Genomic DNA, 23981 nt, shown 5'->3' on the forward strand with positions numbered 1-23981 from the left:
GCGGCCCCCCGGCCTTTCAACCGCCGGACCGTTCCCGGCTGCGCGGCTGGAAGCAATCTGCCCGCCCGTCGCGCAGGATCGTGGCCGCCCCGTCCAGGATCGCCCGCGACCGGGCCGAGGCGCGATCCGTCCGCCGGGTCTTGGGCGCGGGCAGGATCGCCGCCAGTCGCGCCGACTGCGCCGCGGTCAGCCGGTCGGGCGTGGTGCCGAAATGATGCGCGGCGGCGGCGTGGATGCCGAAGACGCCCGGCCCGAATTCCGCGACGTTCAGATAGACCTCGAGGATGCGGCGCTTGGACCACAGCGCCTCGATCACCGGCGTCAGGCCGGTCTCCAGCGCCTTGCGGGTCCAGCTGCGTTTCTGCCACAGAAACACGTTCTTGGCGGTCTGCTGCGTGATCGTGGAAGCGCCCCGGCTCGATCCCGAAGCGACGACCTTGCGGATCTCGGACATGTCGAAACCCCAATGCAGGCAGAAATTCGCGTCCTCGGCTGCGACGACGGATCGCTGCATCACGGGCGCGATCTGATCCAGCGGCACCCAACGACGTTCGGCCAGCGGATGGTCGCGCCGTTCGGCCAGCATCGTCAATGTCACCGGGGGGTTCACGAAGGCGAGGATCGTGACCAGCCCCAGCACCGCCAGCCCCACCCGCAGGGCCAGCCGACGCAAGGCCCGCAGTCCAGTCACAAGCAAACCGCCCCGACGCGGGGCGGCATCATCCGGCATGTCGTCTTCCGGAACCAGGGCGGGTCGGCGCAGGCGCATGGGCGCGTGTCTCATGCGGCCCGCGCCTGCGTCAAGCGCGCCGTGATCAGCCGTGACGGTGTTCCGGCAGCGCCTTCAGCTCGTCCTTGCTGTAGCGGGTCAGGCCGTGAACCTCGCCATTCTCGTCGCGCATCATGTCCAGATCGCGCAACGGTACCATGACGGGCTTGGCCCCGATTCCCAGGAATCCACCGACATCGACCACGACGCCCTGTTCGGGACCCGTGCCGTGGGTATGGGCGATCGTGCCGATGCTTTCGCCCGCGGGGCCATAGATCTGAGCGCCGGTCAGCACGGCCTCGGTCATTTCGTCCGGGGTCAGGCGGGGGTGATTTGCGTGGTCCATGGTCACTCCTTCGGTCTTGGGGCTGCGTCAACCGGGCTGCGGGGTCTTTGTTCCCGATCACGAGGCCGAAATGCGACAATCGGCCCCGTGGTGTGCCAGCCTTTTCGCGCTATCTGACATTTCAGAAATTCCCGAAAAGACCGGAGCGCGCGAAACATGAACATTTCTCCTCTCAGGCAGGAGTTCATCCTGCATTTCGGCGAGATGGGGTCGCGGTGGGGCATCAACCGCACCGTGGGGCAGGTCTACGCGCTGCTGTTTCTGGCCGATGATCCGCTTTGCGCCGACGACATCGTGGCCGCGCTTGGCTTTTCGCGCTCGAATGTGTCGATGGCGCTGAAAGAGCTGCAAAGCTGGAACCTTGTCCGGCTGCGACACCGGCCCGACGACCGGCGCGATTTCTTCGCCACCCCCGACGACCTGTGGGAGATCGTCCGCACCCTTGTTGCCGAGCGCCGCAAGCGCGAGATCGACCCCACCCTGACCAAGCTGCGCGAGCTTGCCATGACCCAGCCCGCCGAGGGCGATCTGGCCGCTCGCGCCCGCATCGACGAATTGCGCGCCGTCATCGAGCAGATGACCCATTTTCACGACGAGCTGAACCGTCTGGAGACCGAACGTCTGGTCGCGCTGCTGAACATGGGCGCCCGTCTGAACCGCATGATCGAAGGGGCAGGGCGCCTGATCCCCTTTCGCAAGGTAAAGGAGTAGACCATGGATCCCCTCATCCTGTCGCGGATCCAGTTCGCGGCAAACATCTCGTTCCACATCCTGTTTCCGACCATCACCATCGCGCTTGGCTGGGTGCTGTTGTTCTTCAAGCTGCGCTTCAACCGCACGGGTGATGAGAAATGGATGGACGCCTACCGGTTCTGGGTGAAGGTCTTTGCCCTGTCCTTTGCGCTTGGCGTCGTGTCGGGCATCACCATGTCCTTCCAGTTCGGCACCAACTGGCCGGGCTTCATGGAGGTCGTGGGCAATGTCGCGGGCCCGCTGCTGGCCTACGAGATCATGACCGCCTTCTTCCTCGAGGCCGCGTTCCTGGGGATCATGCTGTTCGGTTTCCGGCGCGTGCCGGGGTGGCTGCACACGACCGCGACGGCGCTTGTGGCCTTCGGGACGACCTTGTCGGCCTTCTGGATCCTTGTGCTGAACAGCTGGATGCACACCCCCGCCGGGTTCGAGCTGCGCGACGGCGTCGTTCACGCGACCGACTGGTTCGCCATCGTCTTCAACCCCTCGATGCCCTATCGGCTGGTCCATATGCTGCTGGCATCCGGCCTGACGGTCGCCTTCCTGATCGCCGGTCTGTCGGCGCTGCGCTGGATCTGGGGCGACCGGGGCGCCGAGGTGCGCGCCACGCTGCGCTTCGGCGCGATCATGGGCGCGGTGCTGATCCCCATGCAGATCCTTGCGGGCGACTTTCACGGCCTGAACACGCTTGAGCATCAGCCCGCCAAGGTTGCCGCGATGGAGGGGAACTGGGAAACCCAGTCCCGCGTGCCGCTGGTCCTGTTCGCCATCCCCGACCAGGAAGCGCGCGAGAACCGCTTCGAGGTGGCGATCCCCGGCATGGCGTCGCTGATCCTCAAGCATGACTTCGACGGTGTCGTGCCCGGTCTGAACGATTTCGTCACCGAAGACGGCGTGATCGAGCATCCGCCCGTGGCGCCGGTCTTCTTCGCCTTTCGGGTGATGGTGGGTCTGGGCTTTGCGATGCTGGCCCTGTCCTGGTCGGCCCTGTGGTTCATGCGCCGCAAGCGCGGCATCGAGGGGCTGCCCAAGGTCTATATCTACGCCTTCGCGGGCATGGCCTTCTCGGGCTGGCTGGCCACGCTGGCGGGCTGGTACGTGACCGAGATCGGGCGTCAGCCCTGGCTGGTGACGGGCGTGCTGACCACGGCGGAATCCGTCGCTGACGTGTCGGGCGGAATGGTCCTGTCCACGCTGCTGGCCTATCTGGCGGTCTATGCCTTCCTGACCGTCGCCTATCTGGGCGCGCTGACCTATCTGGCGCGCAAGGCCAGCCATGGCGACCGAACCACCCCCGATCCGGCGCCGCGCGATGCCGGGATCGAAATCCTCACCCCGGCGGAGTAGTGCCATGATGACCCTGTTCGGAGACCCCGCCATCTGGCTGCCCTTCGCCTTTGCGGTGCTGATGGGCATCTCGATCCTGGTCTATGTCGTCCTTGACGGCTTTGACCTTGGCGTGGGGTTGCTGTTCCCCTTTGCCGACGGCGACGAGCGCGACCGCATGGTCGCCTCGATCGGCCCCTTCTGGGACGCCAACGAGACCTGGCTGGTCATGGCCATCGGCATCCTGCTGGTGGCTTTCCCGGTCGCGCATGGCACGATCCTGACCGCGCTTTACCTGCCGGTCGCGGTCATGCTGATCGGGCTGATCCTGCGCGGCGTCGCGTTCGAGTTCCGCGTCAAGGCGCCGACGCGCCATCGCGGGGCCTGGAACCGGGCGTTCTTTGCGGGCAGCCTGATGGCGTCTTTGTCGCAGGGCTTCATGCTGGGGCTTTACGTCACCGGGCTGGTCATCACGCCCGCGACCATCGCCTTTGGCGTGCTGACGGCGCTGTTCCTGACGGTGGGCTACAGCTTCATCGGCGCAAGCTGGATCATCGCCAAGGCCGAGGGGCCGTTGCAGCGCAAGGCCGTCGCATGGGCGCGCGGCGGGATCTGGGGGGTGCTGTTCGGCATCGCCGCGATCTCGATGGCGACGCCGCTGGTCAGCGGGCGGATCTGGGAAAAGTGGTTCTCTTTCCCGTCGATCCTTTATCTGTCGCCCTTGCCGATCCTGTCGGCGGTGCTGCTTTACGTCCTGTGGCGGCTTCTGCAGCGCCTGCCCCTGCCGGGCGACCGGTGGGCCTGGGCGCCGTTCACCATCGGCACCGGGCTTTTCGTCATGGCTTTCGGCGGCCTCGCCTATTCCTTCTATCCCTATGTCGTGCCCGAGCGGATGACGATCTACGAGGCCGCCTCGGCCCCTGAAAGCCTCATCATCATTCTGGTCGGCGCGCTGATCGTCCTGCCCATCATCGCGGCCTATTCGATCCTCACCTATACCGTGTTCCGCGGAAAGGCGACGCAGCTGACCTATTACTAGGGTCGGCCCCAAGCCTCCCTGCGGCCCGGCGTGATGCCGGGCCGCATCGCGTTTTCAGTTCACGAAGGCGTCGATCAGTTCGACCACCGCCAGAACGCGCCGCGTCTCCGGGTCGATCCGATAGGCGCGGTTGCCGTCGCGATAATAGCGCCAGTCCGGGCTGGTCCGCAGGTCATGGCGCGCGGGGTCGCGGATCACGACGTAGTCGCCCACGCGAAGCACATCACCCACGCGCGGGCTTGATGCGCCTTGGCGCGCCTGCCCCGGAGGCACACAGGGCGGGTTCTTCTTCGCCAGACCCGGAGGGCAATGCCCGGCCTGCGCGTACTGGGCCCCGTGCGGGCCGTTACCCTTGCCCGGTCCCGCCATCGCGGGGGTCGCCGCCAGAGTCAGGGCCGCCGCGACAAGGGCGGCGACGGAAGAAATGGTCGTATTGGTCATTTTTCTCTCCGTATCCGGACGATCTGTGGCGGGTTTAACGCGCGCGGATCGCCACGGTCCCGTCACGCTGTCGGGATCGGCGGGGTTTCGCCGGATTTCTGGCAATCGCGCGGCGCCGCGCCTATCTTGCCGGTCGGCCCATTCTTGCAAGGACAAGCCCCGCATGAACCCGCAGGATCTAGCCGCGTTGCGCCTTCTGGCCGGGTCCGAGGGCGCGCTTTGCACCCTGACCGGGGTCGAGGGAAGCTTTTCGCGCGCGGTGGGTGCCCATCTGGCCGTGGGCTGGGACGGGCGGATGCGCGGATCGCTGGCCGATGGCTGTCTTGAGCGCGACCTGGCGCTTCAGGCGCAGCGTTTGCGGGGGCAGGCCCCGAGGATACTGCGCTACGGGCGCGGTTCGGACATCATCGACTTTCGCCTGCCCTGCGGCAGTGGGCTGGACATCCTGATCGACCCCGCGCCTGACCGCCGCGCGATCCGCGCCGCCCTGTCCGCCCTGCGCGACAGGCGGCCCGCTTCTCTGGACCTGCCTGACCCGGCTGATATGCAGCGCCTGTGCCTGCCGCCCCTGCGGCTGGAGGTCTTCGGCGTGGCCCCCGAATGTCAGGCCGTGGCCCGCCTGGCCAGCGCCATGGGGATCTCTTGCGCGCTGAACCCGTCAGGCCGCCCGCCCGCGCGCCGCCCCGATCCATGGACGGCAGTGCTGCTGCTGTCGCATGACCACGAACGCGACGAGGGCATCCTGGACTGGGCGCTGGACAGCGAGGCCTGCCACATCGCCGCCATCGGCGGCGCCCACGCCCGCCAGCGCCGGGCCGCGCGTCTGGCCGCCCGGCACGACCCGGCCAGCCTGTCGCGCCTGCACAGCCCCGCCGGCCTGATCCCCGCCGCCCGCGATCCCGCGACGCTGGCCCTGTCGGTCCTGGCCGGGGCTGTCGCCGCCCATCAGGCGCTTGCCGCGGCTGCGACGACCCCGCGCGGCGCCACCTTGACCGGGGGGTGAGGCTATGGTCCTTGCAGGGGAAGGCCCGGACAGGAGACGCGCATGAGCCAGAGCACGCTGCCGGTATCGGCATTCCTCATCTGCCAGAACGAGGAAAAGGTGATCGAGCGCTGCATCCGCAGCGTCGCCTTCTGCCGCGAGATCGTGGCCGTCGATTCCGGCTCGACCGACCGCACGATCGAGATCCTGCAATCCCTGCGCGCCGAGGGCCTGCCGCTTCGCATCATCCACGAGCCCTGGCGCGGCTTTGGCGCGCAGAAGCAGTTCGCGTTGGACCATTGCACGCAGGATTGGTGCTTGAGCATCGACAGTGACGAACGGGTCAGCCCGCGCCTGTCGCGCGCCTTTGCCGGGCTGCTGGACGATGCCGCCGTCGATGGCTGGCGGATCACCCGCTACGACTACATCAACGGTTACGGCTACGTGCCGCCCGCCGCGCGGGAACGCTATCACAACCGGCTGTTCCGGCGCGGCAAGGGCCGCTTTGACACGGATGCGCTTGTCCACGAGGGCATCCTGATCGACGGAGAGGTCCGCAAGGCGCGCGAGGGCGGCCTGCTGCATTACAGCCCCATTCCGCTGCATGACCAGATGCTCAAGGAAAACCGCTATTCCAGCCTCAAGGCGCAGATGCGTCGGCGCGATGGCAAAGACGCGCGGCCGTGGAAGATGATCGCCAGCCCGCCGGTCTTTTTCCTGCGCTGGTATCTGGGGCACGGGATGTGGCGCTGCGGCTGGCCGGGGTTCATCCATTGCGCCAAGGGGGCGGTCTATTCCTTCCTGACCGAAGCCAAACGCTACGAGGCCGAGGCGGTCGAACGCGTCCCGGTGGTCGAGCCCGTCGAGGGGCTCGACCGTTACTAGAGTCGCTTATGCCGGGTCCTTGGCATAGCGCAGATAGGGCAGCTTGATGTCGAGGGGGCCGAACTTCTCTGCAGCGGCCTTGTCGTCCAGCGCCAGCGCGACGATCACGTCCTGACCTGGCACCCAGTTCGCGGGGGTGGCCAGCGGCACGCCGTCGGTCTTGCGGACGGCATCCAGCGCGCGCAGGATCTCGGCAAAGTTGCGGCCGACCGACATCGGATAGGTCATCGTCAGGCGAACCTTCTTGTCCGGGCCGATGATGAAGACCGTGCGGACGGTCGCGGAATGCGCGGGCGTGCGGCCTTCGGTCGGCAGGTAGTAATCCGCGGGCAGCATGTCATAGGCCTTGGCCACGGCCAGATCGCTGTCGTCGATGATCGCGAAATTCGCCGGCACACCCGCCACCTTGGCGATGTCGGCCTTCCACTTTCGGTGATCGTCCACGCTGTCCACCGAGACGCCCAGAACCTTGGTGTTGCGGGCCTCGAATTCGGGGGCCAGCTGCGCGACGGCGCCGAATTCCGTCGTGCAGACCGGGGTGAAGTCGCGCGGATGGCTGAAGACGATGGCGTAGCCGTCACCGATCCAGTCGTGAAAGCGGATCGTGCCTTCGGTCGATTCGGCGGTGAAGTCGGGGGCGATGTCGTTGATGCGCAGGGACATGCTCTGTCCTTTCGGTTGATTGGCTCGGGCTGAACATAAGCAGCCTGCGCGCGAATGCCAGAGCGGGCGAAGTGCCGCGCGAACGGGCGGGCTGCCCCGGAACCGGCCTTGCGGCGGGCGGTTTGCAATGACAGGCTTTGCACGAAACGCAGATGGAGGGTCACATGGCCGAAGTGATGGACAAGCGCAGCTTCTATATCGACGGTGCCTGGGTGGCGCCCGCCGCGCCGCGCGATCTGGAGGTGATCGACCCCTCGACCGAGGAACCGGTGGCGGTGATCTCGCTTGGCGATCAGGCCGATACAGACCGCGCCGTGGCCGCCGCCAAGCGCGCCTTTCCGGCATGGGCCGCGACGCCCCCTGCCGAGCGTCTGGCCCTGGTCGAGAAGATCCTTGAGATCTACGAGCGCCGCGCCCCCGACATGGCCCGTGCGATCACGCTGGAGATGGGCGCCCCGACCGACATGTCGCTTGGCGATCAGGTCGATTCGGGCAGCTACCACATCCGCAACTTCATCACCGCCTTTCGCGATTTCCGTTTCGTGCGCCCGCTTGGCGATCACGCCCCGACCAGCAACGTCGCGTGGGAGCCCGTGGGTGTGGTCGGCCTGATCACGCCCTGGAACTGGCCGATGAACCAGGTGACGCTCAAGGTGATCCCGGCGCTTCTGGCGGGCGACACCTCGGTGCTGAAACCGTCCGAGATCGCGCCCCTGTCCTCGATGGTCTTTGCCGAGATCCTTGACGAGGCCGGGGTGCCTGCGGGTGTCTTCAACCTGGTGAATGGTGACGGGCAGGGCGTGGGCAGCCAGCTTTCGGTCCACCCCGATGTCGAGATGATCAGCTTCACCGGCTCGACGCGGGCGGGGATCGCGATCAGCAAGGCGGCGGCGGACAGCCTGAAGAAGGTCTGTCTGGAACTGGGCGGCAAGGGCGCGAACCTCGTCTTTGCCGATGCCGACGACAAGGCGGTGGTGCGCGGCGCGCGGCATTGCTTCTACAATAGCGGGCAGTCCTGCAACGCGCCCACCCGGATGCTGGTCGAACGCTCGGCCTATGACCGTGCGGTCGAGATCGCCGCGAAGGTCGCCAACGAGACCGCCGTGGCCAGCGCGCACCAGCCCGGCCGCCATATCGGACCTGTCGTCAGCAAACAGCAATGGGACAAGATCCAGGGCCTGATCCAGGCCGGGATCGACGAGGGCGCGCGGCTGGTCGCTGGCGGCACCGGTCTGCCCGAGGGCGTCAATCGCGGCTATTTCGTGCGGCCCACGGTCTTTGCCGATGTGACCAACGACATGACCATCGCCCAGCAGGAGATCTTTGGTCCGGTCCTGTCGATCATCCCCTTTGACAGCGAGGAAGAGGCCGTCCGCATCGCCAATGACACGCCCTATGGCCTGACGAACTATGTCCAGTCGCAGGACGGTGCCCGCCGCAACCGCGTGGCGCGGCAGTTGCGGTCCGGCATGGTCGAGATGAACGGCGTTTCGCGCGGGGCGGGTTCGGCCTTTGGCGGGGTCAAGATGTCGGGCCGTGCGCGCGAGGGCGGCGTGATGGGGCTGGAGGAGTTCATGGACAGCAAGGCCATCAGCGGCTGGGACACTGACGCCTGATTGCCTGCCCTGACGGGCAGGCGAAGCCGGGGGGACTTCACGTCCCCCCGGACCCCCCTGTGGGATATTTCGACCAAGGCAAAGGGGCTTTGTGGCACGCCAGGCCCGAGGGGGCGAGGCGGGGCATGGCCCCGCGCGAAAGCCGGTCCCCTCAATGGGGACCGGCTTTCGCTGCCACCGCCCGGCAGGGCAATTTCGCAGGCTGTTCGTCCGGGGCTGTGGTGGCGGAGGCTCAGCCGATTTCGGCGAGGAAGATGTAGCCCGCGCCGTAGATCGTCTTGATCAGGCGCGGGTTCTTGGGGTCTTCGCCCAGTTTCGTCCTGAGCCGCGAGATGCGGACATCCATCGCGCGGTCGAAGCTGTCGCCCGCGGCCCCGCCAAGCGCCTCGAGCATCTGGGCGCGGGTGATCAGGCGGCGGGGATTGTCCGTGAAGAGGCGCAGCACCTCGGCTTCGGCATGGCTGAGGGGTGTTTCCGTGCCGTCGGGCGCGGTCAGCATGTAGCGGTCGAAATCCGCGTGCCAGCCCGCGAAGCGGATGTTCTGGGCGCGGGCCGTCTGGCTTTGCGCCGGGCGGCGCAGGCGTGCCCGGATCCGGGCCACGACCTCGGCGGGCTCGAAGGGCTTGATGATGTAGTCGTCCGCGCCCAGTTCGAGGCCCGTCACCCGGTCCTGCACCTGCGCGCGTCCCGAGATGATGATGATGGCCGCACCCGTGTCGCTGGCCAGGCGGTGGACCAGCGCCAGCCCGTCGCGGTCGGGCAGGCCCAGGTCGATCAGGCAGGCATCGGGGGTGATGCGGCGCAGCGCGGCCTCGAATTCGGTGGCGCGGGCGAAGGATTGGGTGCGGAAGCCCGCATCCTCCAGTGCGGCCGACAGCAGGCGGCGGATTTCCGGCTCGTCGTCGAGAATCGCGATCAGGGGTGTGTCGGTCATGGCAGGGCCTTTGTGGCAGAGGCTAGCGCGGCGGCGAGGCGGGCGGGCGGGAAGGGTTTCGTCAGGACCGGGCCGCTGGCGCAGTCGCGCAATTCGTCGCCCGCGGGCAGCGAGGTCATCAGCACCAGCGGCAGGCCGCGTCCGGACAATTCGTGGCCCAGACCGTCGCCCAGCTGGATGTCCGACAGGATCAGCGTCAGGCCGGGCAGGTCCGAGAGCGCGCGGGCCTCGGCCAGTGAGGCGGCCTCGATCACCGAATGGCCAAGCCCGGTCAGCTGGTCGCGCACCTCGGCGCGGATCGCGTCGTCATCCTCGGCCAGAAGCACCATCTGCGGCGCGACCGGCCGCCAGGGCAGGCGCAGCGTCACCCGCGCGCCGCCTTCGGGGTTGTTGTCCAGCCGCAGCGTGCCGCCCGCCAGCTTGGTCTGGTCATAGACCATCGACAGCCCCAGCCCCGAGCCGCGCCCCTTCTTGGTGCTGTAGAAGGGCTCGGTCGCGCGTTTCAGCGCCTCGGGAGTGAAGCCCGGCCCTGTATCCCAGACGGTCAGTTCGAGCCAGTCGCCGTTCTGGCGTGCGCTCAGCGTGATCTGTCCCGGCCCGGTCATGGCGGCATTGGCGTTCAGGATCAGGTTCAGCAGCGAATCCTGAAGTGCGCCGGGGTCCAGAAGGACCTGGCCGTCGGGCAGGTCCAGTTCCAGGTGCAGGTCCGTCCCCTCGGACAGGCTGGGGCGGGCCAGCCGCGCCAGTTGCGGCAGCAGGCGCGACAGAAGCGCAGGCTCGGGCGTCAGGTCGCGCGGCGCGCTGATCCGCGACAGACCTTCCAGCAGCGCGACGCCGCGGCGGGCTGCGGCTAAGGTGGCCTCGACATCATCAGCTGCGTCATCGGGCAGGTCGCGGGCTGCCAGACGCGATTGCAGCCCCAGGATGATCGTCAGCAGATTGCCGAAATCATGCGCCATGCCGGAGGTCAGCTGCGCGGCCAGGCTGCGGCGGCTGGCATGGGCCAGCGCCTCGCGGGCCTGCACCTCGGCCGAGACATCGGTGGACAGGATATAGACGCCCTGCCCCTCGCGGTCGGGGGTCAGGGCGATGCGGATGCGCCGCCCGGATATGGGATGCGTGATCTCGAAGACCTGCGCCTCGCCCGCCAAGGCCCGGCGCATATGGGGTTCCAGCGTGGCGAAGGTTTCCGCGCCATGCGCCTGTTCGACCGTCTTGCCGATGATGTCGCTGGCCGCCCCCGGAAAGACCGAGGCCAGCCTGCGATTCGAGAAGGTATAGCGGAACTGCGCGTCCATATGGGCGATATGGGCGGGGACCATCTCGGTCACTTGCCGCGTTCGGGCCTCGGTCCGGGTCAGGATGCGCTGCGCCTCGGACAGGGCGGCGTTGGTGGCGGCCAGCTTGCGGTTCGCCGCTGCCAGCCGTTCGGCATGGTGCAGCACCTGATCGGACAGCGCGTCGGATCGCGCCCGCAGCAGGGCCTCTTGCTGCTTGATGTCGGTTATGTCGGTATAGACCGTGACCCAGCCGCCCTGCGACAGGGGCGCGCCCTCGACCGCGACCCACCGGCCATCGGCGCGTTCGCGTTCGAAGTAGTGCGGCCGGAAGGCGCGGGCCTGTTCGACGCGGAAGGCCACCGCCGAATCGGGGTCGGGCTGGGGGCCGTATTCGCCGCGCAGGACCAGAAAGCGGATCGTGTCCTCGAACCGTGTGCCGGGCAGGGTCAGCGCGTCGGGCAGATCGAACATCGCCTGATACTGCCGGTTCGCCACCCGCAACCGCAGGTCGGCGTCAAAGATCGACAGGGCCTGACCGATCAGGTTCAGGCCCGAACGGATCAGCTCTGCCTCGATCTCCGCCTGTGTCAGCGCCGTGTCGATCACCGGCTGGTGCATGGCCCCGTCCCCTTGGCTGCCCCCCTTTGTCGGGGATAGCACCCTGCGTCACGCGCCGAAAGCGCCGTAACATTTCGTTGGAATCCGGAAAAACTGCGGCAAGGATTGCGGACAAGACTGGGTCCCGTTCGCACAAGGGCGGGGAGGCCCGGCGAACAGGCGCGATCCGCGCATGAGGGAGGAAACATGGCAGAGCGGCTGACGCCTTCGGGCGAATTGCGATCTGTGCCCGCGCTTCTGGCGCGGAATGTGGCCCGTTTCGGCAACCGGCCCGCCTATCGCGAAAAGGAATTCGGGATCTGGCAAAGCTGGACCTGGGCCGAGGCTGCAGACGAGATCCGGGCGCTGGCCCTTGGGCTGCTGGCGCTTGGGCTGAAGCCGGGCGATCACATGGCGATCATCGGGCGCAACCGCCCGGCGCATTACTGGGGCATGATCGCGGCGCAGATGTGCGGCGCGGTGCCGGTGCCGCTGTATCAGGACGCGGTCGCCGAAGAGATGGCCTATGTGCTGGAACATTGCGGCGCGCGCTTCGTCCTCTGCGGCGATCAGGAGCAGGTCGACAAGGTGCTGGAGGTCGGACAGACCGTTCAGGGCGTCGAGCAGATCGTCTATACCGACAAGCGCGGCATGCGGAAATACGACCATGCCAGCATGAACGCGCTGGCCGATGTGCAGGCCGAGGGCCGCGCCGCCGCGCAGCGTCTGGGGGCGGAACTGGACCGCCGCATCGCCGCGCTGGATTACGATTCGACCTGCGTGATGCTGTATACCAGCGGCACGACCGGCAAGCCCAAGGGCGTGGTCCTGTCGAACCGCAACATCATCGAGACCGCGAAGAACAGCGCCGAATTCGACCGGCTGGACCAGCGCGAAGAGATCGTCGCCTATCTGCCGATGGCCTGGGTGGGCGATTTCATCTTCTCGATGGGTCAGGCGATGTGGTGCGGCTTTACCGTGAACTGCCCCGAGGGCGCGCATACGATGATGACCGACCTGCGCGAGATCGGGCCGACCTATTTCTTTGCCCCGCCCCGCGTCTTCGAGGGCCAGCTGACCAGCGTGATGATCCGGATGGAGGACGCCGGCCGCCTGAAACGCGGCCTGTTCCGGCACTTTATGGGTGTCGCGCGCCGCGTCGGGCCTGCGCTTCTGGATGGCCGCCCGGTCGGCGCGATGGACCGGCTGTCCTATGCGCTTGGCAAACTGCTGGTGATCGGGCCGCTGAAGAACACCCTTGGCTATAGCCGCATCCGCGTGGGCTACACGGCGGGCGAGGCGATCGGCCCCGAGATCTTCGATTTCTACCGGGCGCTTGGGATCAACCTCAAGCAGCTTTACGGCCAGACCGAGGCCAGCGTGTTCATCACCCAGCAGCCCGACGGGCAGGTCCGCTCGGATACGGTCGGCGTGCCTTCGCCCGGCGTCGAGGTCCGCATCGCCGAGACGGGCGAGGTGTTCTATCGCAGCCCCGGCACGTTCATGTCCTATTACAAGAACCCCGAAAGCACGGCCTCGACCAAGGATGCCGAGGGTTGGGTGGCCACCGGCGATGCGGGCTTCTTCGATAAGGAAAGCGGCCATCTGCGGATCATCGACCGCGCCAAGGATGTGGGCCGCATGGCCGACGGGACGATGTTCGCGCCCAAATATGTCGAGAACAAGCTGAAATTCTATCCCAACATCCTAGAGGCCGTGGTGATCGGCAATGGCCGCGATTTCTGCACCGCGATGATCAACATCGACCTGACCGCCGTGGGCAACTGGGCCGAGCGCAACAACATCGCCTATGGCAGCTATCAGGAACTGGCCGCGCATCCGCAGGTCTATCAGACCATCCGCGAACACGTGGCCGAGGTGAACCGCTCGGTCGCGTCGGACCCGATGCTGTCGGGCTGCCAGATCCACCGCTTCCTGGTGCTGCACAAGGAACTGGACCCCGATGACGGCGAGATGACGCGCACCCGCAAGGTCCGCCGCTCGGTCATCAGCGAGAAGTTCGCCGACCTCGTGACCGCGCTCTATGACGGATCGAACAGCGTCTATACCGAAACCGAAGTGACCTACGAAGATGGCCGCAAGGGCAGCATCAAGGCCACCTTGCGCATCGAGGATGCCCCGGTCTTCGGCGACAAGCGCCAGCAGAAGGTGGCCGCCCAATGAACCAGATGACCACCGAAGGTTACGTCACCCCTGATGGCCGCCAGATCGGCGGGGTGCTGATGGAACTGAAGAATATCACCCTGCGCTTCGGCGGCGTGGTGGCGATCAAGGATATCAGCTTCGACATCCGCCAGGGCGAGATCCGCGCGATCATCGGCCCGAACGGGGCGGGCAAGTCCTCGATGCTGAACATCATCTCGGGTTTCTACACCCCGCAAGAGGGCGAGGTCTGGTTCAAGGGCTATCGCCGCGGCCCGATGAAACCCTATCAGGTCGCGCGCCTCGGCATCGCGCGCACCTTCCAGAACATCGCGCTGTTCGACGGGATGTCGGTTCTGGACAACATCATGACCGGGCGGCTGAACCGCATGAAGGCGGGGTTTCTCGCCCAGGCGATGTGGTGGGGCAGCGCCGAGCGCGAAGAGAACGAGAACCGCGAGGCCGTCGAGAAGATCATCGACTTCCTCGAGATCCAGAACATCCGCAAGACGCCCGTCGGGCGCCTGCCCTATGGCCTGAAGAAACGCGTGGAACTGGCCCGCGCCCTGGCCGCCGAGCCGCAGCTGCTGCTGCTGGACGAGCCGATGGCCGGCATGAACGTCGAGGAAAAAGAGGACATGTCCCGCTTCATCCTCGACGTAAACGACGAGTTCGGCACCACGATCTGCCTGATCGAACACGACATGGGCGTGGTCATGGACCTGTCGGACCGGGTCGTCGTGATGGATTACGGCAAGAAGATCGGCGACGGCACGCCCGCCGAGGTGCGCAGCAATCAGGCCGTGATCGACGCCTATCTGGGGGTGGCCCATGACTGAACGCGCCACTGACGCAGCCAATCGGGGGACCGAATGATGGACCAGCTTATCTTTGCCGCCGAGGTCGTGCTGAACGGGCTGATGACCGGCGTGATGTATGCGCTTGTCGCCCTTGGCTTCGTGCTGATCTTCAAGGCCTCGGGGGTGTTCAACTACGCCCAGGGGGTGCTGGCGCTATTCGCGGCGCTGACGCTGGTGGGCATCCAGAACGGGCAGATCCCCTTCGCGCACCTGATCAACGCGGCTTTCGGCACCTCGCTGCACCATTTCGGCTGGACGGTGCCCTCGGTGCTGGCGATCCTGCTGACGGCAGGGGTCATGGTGCTTCTGGCCTTCCTGATCGAGAAACTGGTCCTCCAGCACCTCGTCGGGCAGGAGCCGATCATCCTCTTCATGGCGACGATCGGCCTGGCCTACTTCCTCGAAGGTCTGGGCGACGTGATGTGGGGCGCCGACATCAAGACGCTGGATGTGGGCCTGCCCCAGGGCATCTCGGACACGGTCGAGGAGGTGACGGCCAACTGGTTCGGCTACGGCTTCTTCATCGACCGGCTCGACATCTGGGCGACCGTGATCGCGGCGCTGCTGGTCGTCGCCCTGGTGGCCTTTTCGCAATACACCAAGCAGGGCCGCGCCATGCGCGCGGTGGCCGACGACCATCAGGCCGCGCTGTCGGTCGGCATCTCGCTACGCTTCATCTGGGTCATGGTCTGGTCGATCGCGGGCTTCGTCGCGCTGGTCGCGGGCATCATGTGGGGCACCAAGTCGGGCGTGCAGTTCAGCCTGTCGCTGATCGCGCTCAAGGCGCTGCCGGTCCTGATGCTGGGCGGCTTTACCTCGATCCCCGGCGCCATCGTGGGCGGCCTGATCATCGGCGTAGGCGAGAAACTCTTCGAATTCGCCATCGGCCCGATGGTCGGCGGCGCGACCGAGAACTGGTTCGCCTATGTCCTGGCCCTCGTCTTCCTGGTCTTCCGACCGCAGGGCCTCTTCGGCGAACGCATCATCGAGAGGGTCTGACAACCATGCCCCTTCTTCTTCATCCAAATATCCCGGGGGTGCGGGGGCTGGCCCCCGCCGACCCGGCCCGAGACGAGGTGACACGATGATCTACCGCGAGGCAGGCGACTTCAAGACCAGCTACCGTGACGACAGCCAGACCTTCCCGATCCGGCTGGACCGGTGGGGCTATTACATCACGCTGGCGGTGGCTTTCGGGATCATCCCCTTCGTCATCAACGATTACTGGGCCAACGCGGTTCTTGTGCCCTTCCTGATCTACGCCATCGCGGCGCTCGGGCTGAACATCCTGACCGGCTATGCGGGTCAGGTCAGCCTGGGGACGGGCGGCTTCATGGCGGTGGGCGCCTATGCGGTCTACAAGCTGATGACCGCCTTCCCGGATGTGAACATCGTCATCCACATCCTGCTGGCGGGCGGCATCACGGCGATGGTGGGGGTCATGTTCGGTCTGCCCAGCCTGCGCATCAAGGGCTTCTACCTGGCCGTCGCCACGCTGGCCGCGCAGTTCTTCCTGGTCTGGCTCTTCAACAAGGTGCCGTGGTTCTACAATTACTCGGCCTCGGGGCAGATCAACGCGCCGACGCGGACCGTTCTGGACCATGCCGTCACCGGCCCGACCGCCACGGCCCCGGCGAAGTACCTGATCTGCCTGGTCTTCGCCTTTGCCCTGGCCTGGATGGCGCGCAACCTGACGCGTGGCACACTTGGGCGCAAATGGATGGCGATCCGCGACATGGACATCGCGGCCGAGATCATCGGCGTGAACCCCCTTGGCGCGAAACTCTCGGCCTTTGCGGTCAGCAGCTTCTTCATCGGCATCGCCGGCGCGCTTCTCTTCGCGGTCTATCTGGGCGCGGCCGAGGTGGGCGAGGCTTTCGGCATCAACAAGAGCTTTCTGGTCCTGTTCATGATCATCATCGGCGGGCTTGGCAGTATCTTCGGCAGCTTCGCGGGCGCGGCCTTCCTGGTCCTGCTGCCGGTCCTGCTGAAGAACCTGCTGGTCGGCGGCATGGGCTGGCCCACCGATCTGGCCGCCCATATCGAATTGATGATCGTGGGCGCGCTGATCGTGCTGTTCCTGATCGTCGAGCCGCACGGCCTTGCGCGGCTCTGGAGCCTGGCCAAGGAAAAACTGCGCCTCTGGCCGTTCCCGCACTGACTTTCACTGCAAGAACCGGGCAACCGGCATCATCTCTGGGAGGAGACCCCGCAATGAAACTGAGCTTCACCACCCTGGCCGCCGCCATTCTGGCCGCCAGCCCCGTTCTGGCCGATCTGGTCGTGCCGAACATGTCCTATCGGACCGGCCCCTATGCGGCCAACGGCATTCCCTATGCAGACGGGTTCAACGACTACTTCACCCTGCTGAACGAACGCGATGGCGGCATCGGCGGCGTGCGGGTGGCGGTGCCGGAATGCGAAACGGCCTACAACACCGAAAAGGGCGTCGAGTGCTACGAATCGCTGCGTCCGCAGAACCCGCTGGTGCTGAACCCGCTGTCCACCGGCATCACCTATCAGCTGATCCCGCGCGTCGCCGTGGACGGCATCACGCTGTACACGCCGGGCTACGGGAGGACCTCGGCCAAGAACGGCTCGGTCTTTGAATGGGTGTTCAACGCGCCCGCGAATTACTGGGACGGCGCCTCGGTCGCGGTCAAGCACATCCTCGACCAGGAGGGGGGCGACCTGTCGGGCAAGAAGATCGCGCTGGTCTATCACAACAGCGCCTATGGCAAAGAGCCGATCCGCACGCTTGAGGAACTGTCGGCAAAGCACGGGTTCGACCTGACCCTGCTGCCGGTCGATGCGCCGGGTCAGGAACAGAAGTCACAATGGCTTCAGATCCGCCGCGACCGGCCCGATTACGTGATCATGTATGCCTGGGGCGTGATGAACCAGGTCGCCATTCAGGAGGCCGTGAACATCCGCTTCCCGATGGACAAGTTCATCGGCATCTGGTGGTCGGGTTCGGAAAACGACGTGCGCGCGGCGGGTGCCGGGGCGGATGGCTACAAGGCGCTGACCTTCCACGGGGTGGGCCGCGACTACCCGCTTTACGATGACATGCAGCAATATGTCTTTGACGCCGGCAAGGCGTCGGGCGCGGGCGATCAGATGGGCAGCGTGCTCTATTCGCGCGGCGTCTATGCCGCCGTCGTCATCGCCGAGGCGATCCGCACCGCGCAGGAACTGGCCGGCACGCCCGACGTGAACGCGGCGCAGGTCCGCGACGGGTTCGAGGCGCTGAACATCACCGCTGAGCGCATGGCCGAACTGGGCCTGCCCGATTTCGGCCAGCCGGTCAGCCTGTCCTGCGAAAACCACGGCGGCGACGGTCTGGCGCGTCTTCAGCAATGGAGTGCCGGTGACGCGCAATGGTCGCTGATCACCGACTTCATCGAGCCGGACGCGGATGTTCTGAACCCGCTGATCGAGGCCGACAGCGCCGCCTTCGCGCAGGAATCGGGCATCACGCCGCGCTGCAACTGAGGTCCAGACCGGCGGCGGCCCCGCTGCCGCCGGTCCCACGCCATCACCGGGGGGATGCCCATGTTCGACACCGAACACCGCGAGACGCTTCTGGATGTGAACAACATCGAAGTGATCTACAACCACGTCATCCTTGTGCTGAAGGGCGTCAGCCTGTCGGTCCCGAAGGGCGGCATCACCGCGCTTCTGGGCGGCAACGGGGCGGGCAAGACCACCACGCTCAAGGCGATCTCGAACCTGCTGGCCTCGGAACGGGGCGAGGTGACGAAGGGCAGCATCAGCTATCGCGGCAAGCCCGTCGGCGCCGCCGATCCGGCCGCGCTGGTGCGGCAGGGCGTCATCCAGGTGATGGAGGGCCGCCACTGCTTTGAACACCTGACGGTCGAAGAGAACCTGCTGACCGGCGCCTATACCCGCCGCGACGGGGCCGCCGCGATCAAGCGCGATCTCGAGATGGTCTATGAATACTTCCCGCGCCTCAAGGAACGCCGCAAAAGCCAGGCGGGCTACACCTCGGGCGGGGAACAGCAGATGACGGCGATGGGTCGCGCGCTGATGTCGCGCCCCGAGATGATCCTGCTGGACGAGCCCTCGATGGGTCTGGCCCCGCAGCTGGTCGAGCAGATCTTCCAGATCGTCAAGGCGGTGAACGAGGGCGAAGGTGTCACCTTCCTTCTGGCCGAACAGAACACCAACGTCGCGCTGCGCTTCGCCCATTACGGCTACATCATGGAGAACGGGCGCATCGTGATGGACGGCCCCGCCGCCCAGCTGCGCGAGAACCCCGACGTCAAGGAATTCTATCTGGGCATGTCCGACGCGGGACGAAAGTCCTTCCGCGAGGTGCGCAGTTATCGCCGCCGCAAGCGCTGGCTGGCCTGAGGAGCCCAAGATGGCACATTACGACGCATTGGAAACCCGTGACGCCGAGGCACGGGACCGGGATCTGGCAACCGCTCTGCCCGCCGCGATCCGTCGCGCCAAGGTCGCGCCCGCCCTGGCCGAGGCCTTGGCCGACGTGGACCCGGCCAGCGTGACCGACCGCGCCGCGCTGGCCCGCCTGCCGGTGATCCGCAAGGCCGATCTGTCGGCGGCGCAGAAGGCACGGCCCCCGTTCGGGGGCTACGCCGCCCGTCCCGTGGCCGAATTCGACCATGTTTTTCAAAGCCCCGGCCCGATCTACGAACCCGGCATGCGCGGCGGCGATTGGTGGCGGCTGGGGCGGTTTCTGCACGCGGCAGGGGTCGGGCGGGGCGACATCGTCCAGAACTGCTTTGGCTATCACCTGACGCCTGCCGGGATGATGTTCGAATCGGGTGCGCGTGCCGTGGGGGCGGCGGTGCTGCCCGCAGGGACCGGGCAGACCGACCTACAGGTTCGCGCCGCCGTCGATATCGGCACGACCTGCTATGCCGGGACGCCCGATTTCCTCAAGGTGATCCTGGACCGCGCCGACGAGACGGGCGAGGCGCTGGCGATCCGCAAGGCTGTGGTGGGCGGGGGCGCGCTGTTCCCCTCGCTGCGGCAGCTTTATGCGGATCGCGGCATCGCCACGCTGCAATGCTACGCCACCGCCGATCTGGGCAACATCGCCTATGAATCCGAGGCGATGGAGGGGATGATCGTCGATGAGGGCGTCATCGTCGAGATCGTGCGCCCCGGCACCGGCGATCCCGTCCCCGAGGGCGAGGTGGGCGAGGTTCTGGTCACCACGCTGAACGCCGATTACCCGCTGGTCCGCTTTGCGACGGGCGATTTGTCGGCGGTGCTGCCCGGCACCAGCCCTTGTGGCCGGACCAACATGCGGATCAAGGGATGGATGGGCCGCGCCGATCAGACCACCAAGATCAAGGGCATGTTCGTGCGCCCCGAACAGGTCGCCGCCCTTGTGGCCCGCCACCCCGAGATCGCCCGCGCCCGCGTCATCGCCGACCGCGACGGCGAGATGGACGTGATGACCGTTCAGGTCGAGACGACCGCCGATTGCGCCGACCTGATCAGCCTGTCGGTGGTGGACATGCTGAAGATGAAGGGCCGCGTGCAACTGGTCGCTCCGGGCAGCCTGCCCAATGACGGCAAGGTGATCGAGGACCGGCGCAGCTATGATTAAGCCTTGCTGAATGGATCGTATTTGATCCGTTAACTTGTCTGGTCGCCGGGTCGGGGCGACATTGCAGCCTGAACAGGAAAGGTTGCGATCATGGCGACGGGCAAGGGCGGAACGACGATCATCATCAAGCGCGGTGGTGAAAACGCCGAGGGTGGCCATCACGGTGGCGCATGGAAGGTGGCCTATGCCGATTTCGTGACGGCGATGATGGCTTTCTTCCTGCTGATGTGGCTCTTGAACGCGACCACGGAAACGCAGCGCAGCGGGCTTGCGGATTACTTCTCGCCCTCGGTGACGCGCACGCCGGGCTCATCCGGGGACGGCATCGAAGAGGGCGTCCGCCAGGCGATCGAGGAAGACCTGCCCGACAGCGAGAATGCCGCCCAGTTCCAGGAATTGGCGCAGCAGGTGCAGGACGTGCTGACCGGAACCGGGGCTGAATCGCAGCAGATAACCAATCTTTTGAAGCATGTCGTGACCCGCATGACCGACGAGGGGCTGGTGATCGAACTGTCCGACCTCACCGACGCGGCCCTTTTCACCCCCGACGGCACCGCAGCCGAGCCCGCGCTGGTGCAACTGGCCCCGATCATTGCGCGCGCCCTGGGCCATACGCGCAACCGCATCGCCATTTCCGGCCATGTCCGCGCCTATCCCGAAACGCTGGTGAATTCGCCGGTCTGGCCCCTGTCGGAAGGGCGCGCGCACACGGTCCGCCAGCTTCTGGAGGGCGCCGGGCTGGACCAGCGGCGGATGCACCGCGTGTCGGGCTACGCCGACCGCAAGAACCGCAACGGCAACCCGATGGACCCGTCCAACAACCGGATCGAGGTGATTTTACTGAGATAGGCCGGGGAGCGGGCGGGGATTATCCGAATCTTAAACCTTGTCGGGCAGCTTCCGGGGGACAAGCTGAATCGAAAGGGTCCGTCCATGTCCATGTCCTCTGCCATGAATGCCGGCGTCGCCGGGCTCGCGGCGAATTCCTCGCGTCTGGGAACGATCTCGGACAATATCGCGAACTCGTCCACCTTCGGCTACAAGCGGATGGAGACCGATTTCACCTCGGTCGTGCTGAACCAGAACCGGGTGGCGGGGATCTATTCAGCAGGTGGCGTCCGCACCAGCACTTCACGCGTCATCGACGCGGATGGCGCCCTGGTCACGACCTCGAACCCGTTGGATATCGCGATTTCGGGGCGCGGCTTTCTGCCTGTGACCTCGATGGTGGACCTGAACAACAATTCGACGAACCTGCCCTTCATGATGACCCGGACGGGGGCGTTCGACACGGATGCGAACGGCATCCTGCGCACCAGCAGCGGGCTGGTTCTGCTGGGCTGGCCGGTCGATGCAAACGGGAACGTCCCGACCGTGTCGCGCGACACGATGGGCCAGCTGGAGCCTGTGCGGATCCAGGCCAACCAGACTTCGGGCGATCCGACGACGCGGATCTCGCTTGGCGTGAACCTGCCGGCCAGCGAAACCGCAGCCGGTGCGGCGGGCGTGACCCTGCCGATGCGCGTCGAATATTACGGCAACCTCGGCACGGCCGAATCGCTCAGCTTCAGCTTCACGCCCGACACGACGGCGACGGTCGGAACCTCGAACACCTGGACCATGGCCATCAGCGACAGCGCGACCGATCCGGCGCTGAACCCGATCGCCAGCTACCAAATCGTCTTTGACGGCTCGCAGGCGCATGGCGGCAGCATCGCGTCCATCACCACCCTGACGGGGCAGGCCTATGATCCCGCAACCGGCAATATTCCGGTGCAGGTGGGCGGCGGCATGCTGGACCTTTTCGTGGGCACGCCGCTTGGCAATGCGGGCCTGCGTCAGTTCGCCTCGAGCTTTTCGCCGACCAACGTGATCAAGAATGGCTCGGCTGCGGGCAACCTGCTGGGGGTCGAGGTCGATGCCGATGGCTTCCTGACGGCTTCGTATGACAGCGGATTCACGCGGCGTCTGTATCAGATCCCGCTGGTTGACGTGCCCAATGCCAACGGGCTTGCGACTTCTGATGGCCAATCCTACCGCATCTCGCCCAATTCGGGCAGCTTCTTCCTGTGGGATGCCGGTGACGGCCCGACGGGATCGATCCTCGGCTATGCGCGCGAGGCATCGACGACTGACATCGCGCAGGAACTGACGAACCTGATCACCACGCAGCGCGCCTATTCGTCGAATGCCAAGATCATTCAGACTGTGGACGAGATGCTGCAGGAAACCACCAACATCAAGCGCTGACGCCTGATCGGAGACGCAGATGAGCATCACCCGCGCCCTGTCGAACGCCATGTCCGGCCTGACCGCCACCGCGCGCGGGACCGAGCTGGTATCGGCAAACATCGCCAACGTCATGACCCCGGGCTATGCGCGGCGCGAATTGGCGATCAGTCCCCAGGCCATGGGCGGCAATATGGGGGGGGTGCGGATCGATGGCGTGGTGCGCGCCGTCAACCTGTCCATGCTGTCAGAGGGGCGCCTGGCAAGCGCCGCGCAGGGAGAGGCCGCGACCCGCGCCGCCTTTCTTTCCTCGATCGAGGGCGTGATCGGCATGCCGGGGCAGGCGGGTGGCCTGGCCGCGCGTCTGTCGGATTTCCAGTCCTCGCTGGTCTCAGCCGCCGCCCGCCCGGACGACGATCTGCGCCTGCAGCAGGTCCTGTCCAGTGCGACGGCGCTGGCTCGCGGCTTCACCACAGCGACCGATGCGTTGCAATCCGCCCGGGCCGAGGCCGACGGTGCCATCGCCTCCGAGGTCACGACCCTGAACGACGGGTTGCAGCAGGTTGCGACGCTCAACCGCCGTATCTCCGCGCTGGAGGCCAGCGGCAAGGACGCGGCCTCTCTCATGGACGAGCGGCAGCGGGTCGTCGATCGCCTGTCTTCCATAATCCCGCTCAAAGAAGTGGCGCGCGAGGGCAGCAAGATCGCGCTTTTCACGCAGGAGGGGCTTGCGCTTCTTGACGGAACGCGGCCCTTGCAACTGGGCTTCGCGCCGTCGCCGGTGATCGACGCTCAGTCCGGTGTCGGAAGCCCACTTTCGCTGATTTCGGTCGACGGAGCGACGCTCGCGCCCGAGCAGATGAAACTGCTTGGTGGTGGCAGCCTCGCGGGACATTTCGCGATCCGGGACGAGCTTGCGCCCGACCTTCAGCACGATCTGGACCTTCTGGCGCTGGACCTGCAGGCGCGGCTCTCGGAGCCCACGGTCGACCCGACCCTGGGCGGCGGGCCGGGGCTTTTCACCGATGCTGGCGAGCTCGCCTCCGCAGCCTCTGTCGCCGGCCTGGCCGGGCGTATCGCTGTCAACGCCATGGCCGATCCGACCCAGGGAGGGGCGCTCTGGCAGATACGCGCGGGGCTGGGCGCACCGACACCCGGCCCCGTTTCCGAGACCGGGCGGCTGAACGCGATGGCGGCGGCGCTGGACGCCACGCGCCCGCCGGCGGGCGGTCCTGTGACGGGCGCGCGTGCCTCGCTGCCCGTCCGGCTGGCCGAATTCGGCGCGAACGTCACGACGCAGCGCGTCGGGTCCGAGGCCGAGCTGGCCGCGCGGAATGCACGTTTGAACACGATCAGCGAACGTATGCTGACCGGCGGCGTCGACAGCGATGCCGAGATGCAGAAGCTGCTGCAATACGAACAAGCCTATGCTGCCAATGCCCGGGTGATCCGCGCCCTGGACGACATGATCAACCAGCTTCTGAGGATCTGAG

At 66.4% G+C, this 23981-nt stretch carries 22 protein-coding genes; 16 read left to right on the forward strand and 6 right to left on the reverse strand.

Annotated features, from left to right (window positions below):
• Nucleotides 1-16: 16 nt before the first annotated feature.
• Both mtgA and ACTZWU_RS01940 read right to left on the reverse strand, forming a co-directional pair.
• The gene (gene mtgA / locus ACTZWU_RS01935) at nucleotides 17-784 is read right to left on the reverse strand and encodes a monofunctional biosynthetic peptidoglycan transglycosylase (RefSeq protein WP_444735664.1); all 768 of its coding nucleotides are present in this window, start codon (nucleotides 782-784) and stop codon (nucleotides 17-19) included.
• Between the two features lie 31 nt (nucleotides 785-815).
• Nucleotides 816-1115 carry a PRC-barrel domain containing protein gene (locus ACTZWU_RS01940; RefSeq protein ID WP_444735665.1) on the reverse strand — a complete coding sequence of 100 codons (300 nt, stop codon included), beginning with the start codon at nucleotides 1113-1115 and terminating at the stop codon, nucleotides 816-818.
• Between the two features lie 156 nt (nucleotides 1116-1271).
• On the opposite strand from ACTZWU_RS01940, the gene ACTZWU_RS01945 reads away from it, so the two are divergent.
• From ACTZWU_RS01945 to ACTZWU_RS01955, 3 genes are read left to right on the forward strand one after another with little or no spacing between them, the layout of a single operon-like run.
• Nucleotides 1272-1826, forward strand: coding sequence for a GbsR/MarR family transcriptional regulator (locus tag ACTZWU_RS01945; RefSeq protein WP_444735666.1), 555 nt, complete (start codon nucleotides 1272-1274; stop codon nucleotides 1824-1826).
• A gap of 3 nt (nucleotides 1827-1829) precedes the next feature.
• Nucleotides 1830-3215 carry a cytochrome ubiquinol oxidase subunit I gene (locus tag ACTZWU_RS01950; RefSeq protein ID WP_444735667.1) on the forward strand — a complete coding sequence of 462 codons (1386 nt, stop codon included), beginning with the start codon at nucleotides 1830-1832 and terminating at the stop codon, nucleotides 3213-3215.
• Nucleotides 3216-3222: 7 nt separating this feature from the next.
• Nucleotides 3223-4233 carry a cytochrome d ubiquinol oxidase subunit II gene (locus tag ACTZWU_RS01955; protein ID WP_444735882.1) on the forward strand — a complete coding sequence of 337 codons (1011 nt, stop codon included), beginning with the start codon at nucleotides 3223-3225 and terminating at the stop codon, nucleotides 4231-4233.
• Between the two features lie 54 nt (nucleotides 4234-4287).
• On the opposite strand, the gene ACTZWU_RS01960 is transcribed toward ACTZWU_RS01955, so the two are convergent.
• Nucleotides 4288-4674, reverse strand: coding sequence for a hypothetical protein (locus ACTZWU_RS01960; protein ID WP_444735668.1), 387 nt, complete (start codon nucleotides 4672-4674; stop codon nucleotides 4288-4290).
• A 163-nt stretch (nucleotides 4675-4837) separates the two neighbouring features.
• On the opposite strand from ACTZWU_RS01960, the gene ACTZWU_RS01965 reads away from it, so the two are divergent.
• Together ACTZWU_RS01965 and ACTZWU_RS01970 are read left to right on the forward strand one after the other, a co-directional pair.
• The gene (locus ACTZWU_RS01965) at nucleotides 4838-5677 is read left to right on the forward strand and encodes an XdhC family protein (protein ID WP_444735669.1); all 840 of its coding nucleotides are present in this window, start codon (nucleotides 4838-4840) and stop codon (nucleotides 5675-5677) included.
• A 42-nt stretch (nucleotides 5678-5719) separates the two neighbouring features.
• A complete protein-coding gene (locus ACTZWU_RS01970) occupies nucleotides 5720-6541 on the forward strand; it encodes a glycosyltransferase family 2 protein (RefSeq protein ID WP_444735670.1) in 822 nt (273 codons plus the stop codon).
• 6 nt (nucleotides 6542-6547) lie between these two features.
• On the opposite strand, the gene ACTZWU_RS01975 is transcribed toward ACTZWU_RS01970, so the two are convergent.
• Nucleotides 6548-7204, reverse strand: a complete 657-nt coding sequence (locus tag ACTZWU_RS01975; protein WP_444735671.1) for a redoxin domain-containing protein — start codon at nucleotides 7202-7204, stop codon at nucleotides 6548-6550.
• 164 nt (nucleotides 7205-7368) lie between these two features.
• Between ACTZWU_RS01975 and ACTZWU_RS01980 the strand changes: the two genes are divergently transcribed.
• Nucleotides 7369-8820 carry an aldehyde dehydrogenase family protein gene (locus tag ACTZWU_RS01980; RefSeq protein WP_444735883.1) on the forward strand — a complete coding sequence of 484 codons (1452 nt, stop codon included), beginning with the start codon at nucleotides 7369-7371 and terminating at the stop codon, nucleotides 8818-8820.
• A 232-nt stretch (nucleotides 8821-9052) separates the two neighbouring features.
• On the opposite strand, the gene ACTZWU_RS01985 is transcribed toward ACTZWU_RS01980, so the two are convergent.
• Entirely contained in the window at nucleotides 9053-9754 is a 702-nt protein-coding gene (locus tag ACTZWU_RS01985) for a response regulator transcription factor (RefSeq protein WP_444735672.1), read from the reverse strand.
• Nucleotides 9751-11652: a PAS-domain containing protein gene (locus ACTZWU_RS01990; RefSeq protein ID WP_444735673.1), complete on the reverse strand. Its 1902-nt coding sequence runs from the start codon at nucleotides 11650-11652 to the stop codon at nucleotides 9751-9753. Before ACTZWU_RS01990 ends, ACTZWU_RS01985 begins: the two co-directional genes overlap by 4 nt.
• Before the next feature lie 186 nt (nucleotides 11653-11838).
• On the opposite strand from ACTZWU_RS01990, the gene ACTZWU_RS01995 reads away from it, so the two are divergent.
• The 10 genes from ACTZWU_RS01995 (at nucleotide 11839) to flgK (ending at nucleotide 23980) form a co-directional block, all read left to right on the forward strand.
• Nucleotides 11839-13815 carry an AMP-binding protein gene (locus ACTZWU_RS01995; RefSeq protein WP_444735674.1) on the forward strand — a complete coding sequence of 659 codons (1977 nt, stop codon included), beginning with the start codon at nucleotides 11839-11841 and terminating at the stop codon, nucleotides 13813-13815.
• Complete coding sequence (locus tag ACTZWU_RS02000) at nucleotides 13812-14633, forward strand: ABC transporter ATP-binding protein (protein ID WP_444735675.1); 822 nt, start codon at nucleotides 13812-13814, stop codon at nucleotides 14631-14633. The genes ACTZWU_RS01995 and ACTZWU_RS02000 overlap by 4 nt, the downstream gene beginning before the upstream one ends.
• Nucleotides 14634-14666: 33 nt before the next feature.
• Nucleotides 14667-15653: a branched-chain amino acid ABC transporter permease gene (locus ACTZWU_RS02005; RefSeq protein ID WP_444735676.1), complete on the forward strand. Its 987-nt coding sequence runs from the start codon at nucleotides 14667-14669 to the stop codon at nucleotides 15651-15653.
• Between the two features lie 85 nt (nucleotides 15654-15738).
• Nucleotides 15739-16815: a branched-chain amino acid ABC transporter permease gene (locus ACTZWU_RS02010; RefSeq protein ID WP_444735677.1), complete on the forward strand. Its 1077-nt coding sequence runs from the start codon at nucleotides 15739-15741 to the stop codon at nucleotides 16813-16815.
• A gap of 53 nt (nucleotides 16816-16868) precedes the next feature.
• Nucleotides 16869-18149: an ABC transporter substrate-binding protein gene (locus tag ACTZWU_RS02015; protein ID WP_444735678.1), complete on the forward strand. Its 1281-nt coding sequence runs from the start codon at nucleotides 16869-16871 to the stop codon at nucleotides 18147-18149.
• Nucleotides 18150-18209: 60 nt separating this feature from the next.
• The gene (locus tag ACTZWU_RS02020; RefSeq protein WP_444735679.1) at nucleotides 18210-19031 is read left to right on the forward strand and encodes an ABC transporter ATP-binding protein; all 822 of its coding nucleotides are present in this window, start codon (nucleotides 18210-18212) and stop codon (nucleotides 19029-19031) included.
• A gap of 10 nt (nucleotides 19032-19041) precedes the next feature.
• A complete protein-coding gene (locus ACTZWU_RS02025; protein WP_444735680.1) occupies nucleotides 19042-20259 on the forward strand; it encodes a phenylacetate--CoA ligase family protein in 1218 nt (405 codons plus the stop codon).
• Nucleotides 20260-20349: 90 nt separating this feature from the next.
• Complete coding sequence (locus ACTZWU_RS02030) at nucleotides 20350-21108, forward strand: flagellar motor protein MotB (protein WP_444735681.1); 759 nt, start codon at nucleotides 20350-20352, stop codon at nucleotides 21106-21108.
• A gap of 84 nt (nucleotides 21109-21192) precedes the next feature.
• Nucleotides 21193-22509 (forward strand): flagellar hook protein FlgE, encoded by a 1317-nt coding sequence (locus ACTZWU_RS02035; protein WP_444735682.1) that lies wholly within the window; start codon nucleotides 21193-21195, stop codon nucleotides 22507-22509.
• Between the two features lie 49 nt (nucleotides 22510-22558).
• Nucleotides 22559-23980 (forward strand): flagellar hook-associated protein FlgK, encoded by a 1422-nt coding sequence (gene flgK / locus ACTZWU_RS02040; RefSeq protein WP_444735683.1) that lies wholly within the window; start codon nucleotides 22559-22561, stop codon nucleotides 23978-23980.
• Nucleotide 23981: the final 1 nt, after the last annotated feature.

It is taken from the genome of Paracoccus sp. NSM, from assembly GCF_052379855.1.
Classification (GTDB): Bacteria; Pseudomonadota; Alphaproteobacteria; order Rhodobacterales; family Rhodobacteraceae; genus Paracoccus.

Excerpts from the sequence above, each read along its gene's own strand:
- mtgA (WP_444735664.1), bottom strand. The coding sequence starts at position 784 with ATGAGACACGCGCCCATGCGCCTGCGCCGACCCGCCCTGGTTCCGGAA.
- ACTZWU_RS01940 (WP_444735665.1), bottom strand. The coding sequence starts at position 1,115 with ATGGACCACGCAAATCACCCCCGCCTGACCCCGGACGAAATGACCGAG.
- ACTZWU_RS01945 (WP_444735666.1), top strand. The coding sequence starts at position 1,272 with ATGAACATTTCTCCTCTCAGGCAGGAGTTCATCCTGCATTTCGGCGAG.
- ACTZWU_RS01950 (WP_444735667.1), top strand. The coding sequence starts at position 1,830 with ATGGATCCCCTCATCCTGTCGCGGATCCAGTTCGCGGCAAACATCTCG.
- ACTZWU_RS01955 (WP_444735882.1), top strand. The coding sequence starts at position 3,223 with ATGACCCTGTTCGGAGACCCCGCCATCTGGCTGCCCTTCGCCTTTGCG.
- ACTZWU_RS01960 (WP_444735668.1), bottom strand. The coding sequence starts at position 4,674 with ATGACCAATACGACCATTTCTTCCGTCGCCGCCCTTGTCGCGGCGGCC.
- ACTZWU_RS01965 (WP_444735669.1), top strand. The coding sequence starts at position 4,838 with ATGAACCCGCAGGATCTAGCCGCGTTGCGCCTTCTGGCCGGGTCCGAG.
- ACTZWU_RS01970 (WP_444735670.1), top strand. The coding sequence starts at position 5,720 with ATGAGCCAGAGCACGCTGCCGGTATCGGCATTCCTCATCTGCCAGAAC.
- ACTZWU_RS01975 (WP_444735671.1), bottom strand. The coding sequence starts at position 7,204 with ATGTCCCTGCGCATCAACGACATCGCCCCCGACTTCACCGCCGAATCG.
- ACTZWU_RS01980 (WP_444735883.1), top strand. The coding sequence starts at position 7,369 with ATGGCCGAAGTGATGGACAAGCGCAGCTTCTATATCGACGGTGCCTGG.
- ACTZWU_RS01985 (WP_444735672.1), bottom strand. The coding sequence starts at position 9,754 with ATGACCGACACACCCCTGATCGCGATTCTCGACGACGAGCCGGAAATC.
- ACTZWU_RS01990 (WP_444735673.1), bottom strand. The coding sequence starts at position 11,652 with ATGCACCAGCCGGTGATCGACACGGCGCTGACACAGGCGGAGATCGAG.
- ACTZWU_RS01995 (WP_444735674.1), top strand. The coding sequence starts at position 11,839 with ATGGCAGAGCGGCTGACGCCTTCGGGCGAATTGCGATCTGTGCCCGCG.
- ACTZWU_RS02000 (WP_444735675.1), top strand. The coding sequence starts at position 13,812 with ATGAACCAGATGACCACCGAAGGTTACGTCACCCCTGATGGCCGCCAG.
- ACTZWU_RS02005 (WP_444735676.1), top strand. The coding sequence starts at position 14,667 with ATGATGGACCAGCTTATCTTTGCCGCCGAGGTCGTGCTGAACGGGCTG.
- ACTZWU_RS02010 (WP_444735677.1), top strand. The coding sequence starts at position 15,739 with ATGATCTACCGCGAGGCAGGCGACTTCAAGACCAGCTACCGTGACGAC.
- ACTZWU_RS02015 (WP_444735678.1), top strand. The coding sequence starts at position 16,869 with ATGAAACTGAGCTTCACCACCCTGGCCGCCGCCATTCTGGCCGCCAGC.
- ACTZWU_RS02020 (WP_444735679.1), top strand. The coding sequence starts at position 18,210 with ATGTTCGACACCGAACACCGCGAGACGCTTCTGGATGTGAACAACATC.
- ACTZWU_RS02025 (WP_444735680.1), top strand. The coding sequence starts at position 19,042 with ATGGCACATTACGACGCATTGGAAACCCGTGACGCCGAGGCACGGGAC.
- ACTZWU_RS02030 (WP_444735681.1), top strand. The coding sequence starts at position 20,350 with ATGGCGACGGGCAAGGGCGGAACGACGATCATCATCAAGCGCGGTGGT.
- ACTZWU_RS02035 (WP_444735682.1), top strand. The coding sequence starts at position 21,193 with ATGTCCATGTCCTCTGCCATGAATGCCGGCGTCGCCGGGCTCGCGGCG.
- flgK (WP_444735683.1), top strand. The coding sequence starts at position 22,559 with ATGTCCGGCCTGACCGCCACCGCGCGCGGGACCGAGCTGGTATCGGCA.